Source organism: Deinococcus sp. Leaf326 (assembly GCF_001424185.1).
Lineage (GTDB): Bacteria > Deinococcota > Deinococci > Deinococcales > Deinococcaceae > Deinococcus.
Genome location: NZ_LMOM01000074.1, coordinates 1 through 7059, shown reverse-complemented (window position 1 = coordinate 7059; position 7059 = coordinate 1). Strand labels below are relative to the sequence as shown.

4 protein-coding genes and 1 pseudogene are annotated in these 7059 nt (G+C 63.6%); all 5 read right to left on the bottom strand.

Going from position 1 to position 7059, the window contains the following annotated elements; all coding sequences use genetic code 11:
• Nucleotides 1-327 (bottom strand): annotated as a pseudogene (locus ASF71_RS24300) (VcbS); the annotation flags it as partial.
• 1307 nt (nucleotides 328-1634) lie between these two features.
• Nucleotides 1635-1826, bottom strand: a complete 192-nt coding sequence (locus tag ASF71_RS23195) for a hypothetical protein (RefSeq protein WP_082506216.1) — start codon at nucleotides 1824-1826, stop codon at nucleotides 1635-1637.
• Between the two features lie 309 nt (nucleotides 1827-2135).
• Complete coding sequence (locus tag ASF71_RS19370) at nucleotides 2136-4472, bottom strand: UvrD-helicase domain-containing protein (protein ID WP_082506217.1); 2337 nt, start codon at nucleotides 4470-4472, stop codon at nucleotides 2136-2138.
• 72 nt (nucleotides 4473-4544) lie between these two features.
• On the bottom strand, nucleotides 4545-5942 hold the full coding sequence (locus tag ASF71_RS19365) for a replication initiator protein A (protein WP_082506215.1): 1398 nt from the start codon (nucleotides 5940-5942) through the stop codon (nucleotides 4545-4547).
• Nucleotides 5943-6491: 549 nt separating this feature from the next.
• On the bottom strand, nucleotides 6492-6908 hold the full coding sequence (locus tag ASF71_RS19360) for a hypothetical protein (protein WP_056303178.1): 417 nt from the start codon (nucleotides 6906-6908) through the stop codon (nucleotides 6492-6494).
• Between the last annotated feature and the right edge of the window lie 151 nt (nucleotides 6909-7059).

Here is a 7059-nt window from a genome sequence, read left to right as displayed (position 1 = left end):
GCTGAGTGCTTGGGCGCCCAGACCGGCTGCCGGTTGCACGCTGGCGGTGACGGTACCGTCATCGTTCAGCCCACTGAGCTTGATCTCCACCAGTCCCAGGGCCTGAAGGGGCTTCGACTGCTCGGTCGGGACAGGAACCGTCTCCGCCGGGGTGCCGGGCACCGTCCCCATGACCGGAGAAGGCGTCACTGGGATAGCGGCGGTGGGGGGCTGCGGAGCGGAACAGGCCGCCAGCAAAACCGCAGGGAGAAGGAAGCTCAGCCTCGCGGGCGTGGGCCGAAGGGCGCGGCGCCCCGGTCGGGGGGGCGGACGAAGGTCGTCACTCATGGTGTTCTCCTCGGGCAAAAAGCCGGAGAAAGGCTTGCCGTGGACGGGGGCTGACGCCACCAAATTCAGGGGCAGGAATTGACAAGGTAGGCCGCCCCAGTCTCACCAGCCGCGCCGGCCGTGCGGACCTGACAGATCCTGCGCAGGGTCGTTCCCGCCGGCCCCGCCGTGAGGGTAGTACCCGGCAACACGTTGAGGACGGTGGCGCCTACGGCGGAGGCGCGGGTACTGACCCCGGTGTTGCCGAGCGCCTGCTCCTCCAGAGACTGGGTGACGGCGGTCACGCTGTCCTCAATGACCAGAAAGCTCATGCGGAAGGCCCACGGNACCGAGAGGGTGACCCGGCCGCTGTAGACCCCTGCGGCCGGACTGGCCGGGAGGGTCCGGCCGCCTGCCGGGGTATGCACGGTGAAGCCGTAGGGCAGAACGGTCGTCACCCCCAGGGCCTGGTAGGTGGTGGGCGCGCCGTTTCTGGAGAAGTTGGCCGGCAGGACGTCGTTCTCCGAGAACACCTGCAGGTCCTCTCCGCCCGGAGACAGGACCGGCTGAGCACTCAGGGGGTCGTAGCGCATGGCGTGGGAGGGCGTCATGGTGCGGGCCACCGCGGACGCGACCGGTGAGCCGCCGAAGGTCGTGACGGCGCGGAAGGCGGTCGTGCCCAGGCTGTCCGCGACCGGAACGGCGAGCAGCGTGACGTTCTTGCGGTCCCGCGCGACGGGGGTGTTCTGCTGGTCGGCGTTGCGGACGCGGAAGGTGGCGGTGACACGGAACGGCGAGCAGCGTGACGTTCTTGCGGTCCCGCGCGACGGGGGTGTTCTGCTGGTCGGCGTTGCGGACGCGGAAGGTGGCGGTGACATACCGCGCTCCCCCAGCGCCCCGCGTGCCCGTGTTGAAGACACTGACGCTCAGGGGATCGAACTGGAGGCTGTCGGCCTGGTCCGCCAGTGCTAGGGCCTGCAGGCCACTTCCGGCCGACATAGACGTCATCCGCGCGACTGGCTGGGCGAGGCTCTGCTGCCCCTGGCTGAGGCCTGAAACACTCAGCTCGACCAGKCCGACCGAGCGCAGGACTGGAGCCGGAGCCTGCGCCGTGGGTGTGGACGTACAGGCGCTGAGCAGCGCGGTGAGGGCAGCGCCCGCCAGCCAGCCAGCNCCGACCGAGCGCAGGACTGGAGCCGGAGCCTGCGCCGTGGGTGTGGACGTACAGGCGCTGAGCAGCGCGGTGAGGGCAGCGCCCGCCAGCCAGCCAGCGGTACGGAACATGGGGCCTCCTTGAGCATGGGGGAGTGTCGGCGTCAGAGACCGGCCTACCATTGCACTTTCTTGAAAAAGCTGTCCGGCTCGCTGAAGGCGTTGCTCCCCGGCCCCACAGGAAGGCTGATGACGAGGGTGACGGCCTGCCATTTACCAAGGTCCGTGAGTTTGGGGGCTTGGTAGCCTTCCCTTGGGGTCTGGGTTGCGGTGCGGGGGTCTTCGGTAAGTACAGGACGCTGATTCATGAGGCTCCTACGGGGCTGCGTTCAACTGAGGCAGCAATGAGGCGATGACAAGACGATGTGTGATTTTCTTCACATTAGCTTAATACCTTACTATACCAAAGTAAACTATTACCGTTATCTCACCGTTAAATCCCGAATGTGTTCTTTGCACATCACCAGAGAAAGGCTGGCCTGAGGACAGCGTCCACACGCCAGCCGCCTCCTCTTAAGGAGTCCCCAGCGGTCATGGCTCCTGCCTTACGGGATAGAAATGCAAATTTTCGAGAAGTTCAGGATGCGGTGCTGTAAGGGGGACGCACCCGAGGGCAGTCATCTCACGCTTGGAGGCGTCGTCACAATGAACGGGGTGAGGGGTGTCCCGCCCTCCAGCAACTCGCCATAACGCCGCTCGAAGACGAGTTCCTGCCCGTCGACCTCCAGGCGCAGGAAGCGCACATGCCGCCGCACCACCCGGCCGACTCGGATCCGGGCGAGGCCGCCCTCGAAGACACAGACGCGCAGCTGGGTGGCGGTCGTCGTTGCTGGAGGGACCGCCAGCCGGGCGAGCCGGGCGGCCTGCTCGAACTGTTCGAGCATCTCAAGCCGTACAGAGACGGTGTCCTCCGCACTCCGGTGAAGGAGGTCCAGGCTGGTCTTCGCCCAGGTCATCAAAAAGGGCCGTGGCTCCTCTTGAAGGGCTTCGAGACGCTCCTGAAGGTCCTGACGGTCGAGTGTATCTGGCCCACCGAACAGGGCCCATTCCCGATCGTCTTCCGTGATGACCGAGGTCTGAGAGGTGTGCCCTGGCTTGGGCACCATCTGTGTCCATCTGGAGGGTGGAGGCGCTGCGGGTGTGACGGCGCTTGCGGGTGCCGACTGAACGGGTACGCTGGACTGGCTCATGCGCTCCGAGGGTGTGCGTGCCTGCCCGAGCAGCTCTGGCTCCCTGGAGGCCACTGGAGTGATGAGGGGCAACGCTTGGGAGTCGGCTCCCGCTCCCCCTTGCACCTGTACAGGCTCTGGCGCTGTCGACGTGGGCGCCTGGGGGGACAACACCTCTGGGGGTGGACCCGCGAGCAGAGCCGTCTCGTCCTCGATCTCCCGGCTGCGCGAGGGCGGTGGGGGCTGCACCTGGCCACCGGGTTTGACCCGCCACCCGGTCGCCCAGGACTCTTTGCCGTACGCGAAGCGCAGCGTGTCCTGGGAGCGCGTGACCGCAACGAACTGCACGGCGGTCTCCTCCTCCGGGTCACCCGAGGCCAGGGGCATCATCTCGGGGTACAGGAGGGTCACGCGCGGCCACTCCTTGCCCTTGGCGCGGTGCACGCTGCTCAGGATGACCTCGGCATCCGTCTGTTCCCGGCATAGGGCAGCCAGGAGGGTCAGGGCCTGCTGGAGCGTCGCGTTGCCTTCCTTGCGGGACACGATCCAGGCGAGGAAGCGCAGGCACTTGCTGATGTCGAGGAGCTCGGTGAGGATCCGCTTGGCCGGGCGGTCGCCCTGACGGATGCGCTCCTTCAGGGGGTCCGCTTTAGGGTGGTAATACCCGCGAACGAGTTCGGTCACGTCGTCGTTCAGGTAGGTGCCCGTCGCCGGCAGGATGTCCCGCAGGCCCTCGCCGAGCCGCTTCTCCAGGTCCCGGCCCACGACGGAGACGGAACGGCCCTGCACCATGAGTTGGAGGGCGAGCCGGATGAGGGGGGCGTTCGTCCGGCAGAGCACGACGTCGCCGCGCTCGAAGGTGGCGTCCGCAGCGCTGACATGCTCAATGGTGCCGGGCTTGGCGCTCGGCGCGGGGCGGATGAAGCCGCTGTAGGCCTGGGCGTAAGCGACCACGTCACGAGGGCAGCGGAAGGACACCGACAGGGGCAACTCGACGGCGTTCGCACGGCTTTTGAGTCGTTCCAGAGCTTCTTTGTCCGCCCCAGCGTGCTGATAAACAGACTGATCCGGGTCTCCTACGAAGATGAGGCGTCCAGGGGTCGCCCCCCGAGGCAGGCCGAGCAGCTGGAGAATGAACGCCTGCCGGAGAGGGGTCAAGTCCTGGGCCTCATCCACCAGGGCAACCTGAAGGCTCGCGGCGCCGTAGCCATTCGTGGCAGGAAGCCAGAGGAAGTCGGTGAAGTCCGCGAGGTCCTGCTGCTCCCAGAGTCGTTGACCGATCTCATGCATCCGGGGGATCAGATGGATCAATGCTTCCGGAGACCCCGGCCACTCGACGAGGCTGGTGAGGTAAGCGGCCGTGTCGACGTCGAGGGTGCGCAGGCCTTCCTCGCGGGCTTTGCTCCAGGCGAGGGCGGCGACGTAGGTATGACGGCGTTCGCCGGCGAGCAGAGCGACCTTACGGGCCTTGTCCTCGTGGGGCACGATGTCGCGCCCGGTGGCCTGGCGCAGGAGCATGACACCGTGGGCGTGGAGGGTGCGGGCGCGCATTCTGGAGGGCAGGCGGGGCTGGAGGTCGGCGACCGCGTGCTTGTTGTAGGCGAAGAAGACCCCGGGTTGGGGGAGGTGCCAGGCAGCCTCGACGAGGGTGGTGGTCTTCCCTGCCCCGGCCGTCGCCCGAAGGAAGATGTGCTGGCGGGTGGTGCGCACCGCGGTCATGAACTGCTGCTGTTGCGGCGTGAAGAAGGCCGGGATGTCACGAGCGGGAGTAGGCCAGGAGGTCATGGTCTCTTCACCCCACTGAAACAAGATGGATTCACTACGGGCATTCTCTTGCCTTTCCCCTCTGGGGGAGGGTCAATGGTTACCATCAGGGCTGGGCAGTCGAGCGAGCAGCGCTGCGACATGAGCAGCGAGCGCGGCGTCCTTGTAGACGCTCAGGGTCACAACTTCAGACAGGGGGAGCTGACTGGTCATGACAGCGTCGATCAGCCGAGCGGTGGTGGCCTCGGGTAGGGCGGTCTTCTTGAGCATCCGGTGGAGCATGCCCCGCTGTTCCTCGGTCGGCCCAGAGACGCCTTCTGCCTCCTCCAGCATGGGGACGGAGGCCGTCACAGCGATCTGCGTCTTGGCCTCGTTCTGAAGGGTAAGGTCCAGCTGATCCTCGGCTCGCTCCAGAAGAGAGATGAGGAAGCCCGGCTTGTTCTTGGGGGAATAGCCGTCAGCGATCCGCTGGTTATATTTCTGAATCGCCGCTTCGATTCTTGCTTTGCTGTATTTCGCCGCCAGCTCGTTCGCCTGTTTCTCTGCGATTTTGCAAGAGGTCAGTTGGGCGACGACACGGGAATCGACCAGTTGCGTTGGATGATCTTTGGAGTAGACGTAGTTGATCACCTGATGCTGACCCGAGCCGACGTACGTGACTTCTTTCAGGTAGTTCTTCCGGATCAGTTCTTTATGAGCGGGCTCGAGCGCTCGCCGAATGCGGCTGGTGAGCACGACTTTGGTTTCTGGGATGCCGGCGACGGTGCTGGCCTTCCCTTTGTCGATTTCACGGAATCCGAGATGCTCCCCCCAGGCCTTCATCTCGACACTGAAGAGGGAGCCGTTTCCGATCTGGCGTTGCTCCTGCAGGGACCGGTACAGCAGACGGGCGAGGGGACTGGAGAGCCCGGTGTAGAACTTCAGATCGACCCTACGCGTGTGATTGCGGTTGATCGAGTCTGCGATTCTCTTGCCGAGCTGGATTTTCAGGTTTGTGGTGGGCGAATAGGAGCCGACCGATCCCAGGTCGGAAACATCGCCGGCCTGAATATCTTCGATGATGCCGAAAATGAGGCTGGTCCAACTCCAGCCTTTGCTGGTTTCGATGCCCCAACAGGACTCGACCTTGAACTTCACGTAGGCCAGGCGTTCCAGGGAGTCCTGAATGCGCTGGTACATGTCGGTGCTGCGGTACAGGCCGCCCAGCGTACAGAGACGCCCGAGCGAGATCTGAATGACGCGGTCTGTGGACCGCCCGTCCAATTCGTAGGCGGTGAGGAGGGCGAAAATGATGTCGGCGTCGATGCCGTGCGGGACGACGCGTTGCCCGGCATCGCAGGTCAGCTTGATCAGGCCCAGCCCATCGATGGTGGTGGACTTGTGCCACCCGGTGAGTTCGGGACCGACACGCTGGAGCGCGAGCACAGGGTTGATGCGTGCAAGGTTCCGTTCGTCGAAACCGTACCGAGTCATCCCTCGCTCCTGAGCCATGTACAGAGTCTAAAGCGCACACCTCACCTTCACCGCCGTTCTGGTTGTCAGGGCCATTGACCTTGGGAAGCGAGGCGCCTGGGGGGGGCAGCGCAGGGGCCCGCCTGTCCTGCCTCTCGGTCCTGCTGTTGCAAAGATCTTTTAAAAGCTCTGAAAAGATTAAAAGAATGCAGCAGCAAGGGCGTTGAGTTTTGTTCGTGCCAGACGGGGTTTTTGGCCCGCCCTGAACAAGAAACTACCGGAAACTGAACAAGAAACTACCGGTGACACCAAGGAGAGGGACCGGAAAACACCTAAAACTGAACAAGAAACTACATGTTTGGGACATAACAGAGATATATAGAAATGATATGAGCGTAAATCGTACAAGAAACTACCGGGTGGCCCGGCCAGTTCTGAACAAGAAACTACCGGGCACTGAACAAGAAACTACCGGAGAGTGAACAAGAAGCTACATGTAAATAACTAAATAGGGCGATAAAATATGTTTTTAAGCAATTTAACCCAGACGTATTAAGGGATTGAGAGGTATAGACAAGCCTCTCAGAATTAATTTATTGTGAAGGCCATTGGCGACCCGCTTCCCTCGCTGATGAGTGGCGTCGCCTCACCGATCTGACTCTGAAGCTCCGCGAGACGATGGGGCGTGAACGTGCTGAGCAGACCTGCCAGGAGATCGCGTTCCGGGGCGGAGAGCACCGTAGGGTCCTGGACCAGCGCGCCCAGGAGCGGAGTCAACGCGGCGATCTGAGGAGCTTGTTCGGGTCCTCTATCGATGACGGGAGTGGTCGCCGGTTCTGGTGGGTTGTCAAGTCGCTGCCGATTCGCCCGGGGCTTAGGCGCACACGGCCGCACGCCCAGGGTGCCCTGGCGTTGGTCGAAGTACCGCGCGTGATCCGTCAATTCCTTGTCCCGCAGCAACCGCCACAGCAGGTTCAGGGCGTGCAGGCTCGCTTCCTTCCCCACGTACAGGTCCTGGCGGCTTAGCTCGTGATTTAAGCCGACCGCGCTTGTCGCGGTCGCCTGTTATGGGGACGAAGGCCGTCAGGCAGTCTTTTTCAGAGCCGGGAAGCGAGGCGCTCGGCCTGAATACTTCCCTTTGGGTCGTCCTGGTGAA

Coding starts and splice junctions, on each gene's coding strand:
- ASF71_RS19365 (WP_082506215.1), bottom strand. CDS start 5,942: ATGGCTCAGGAGCGAGGGATGACTCGGTACGGTTTCGACGAACGGAAC.
- ASF71_RS23195 (WP_082506216.1), bottom strand. CDS start 1,826: ATGAATCAGCGTCCTGTACTTACCGAAGACCCCCGCACCGCAACCCAG.
- ASF71_RS19370 (WP_082506217.1), bottom strand. CDS start 4,472: ATGACCTCCTGGCCTACTCCCGCTCGTGACATCCCGGCCTTCTTCACG.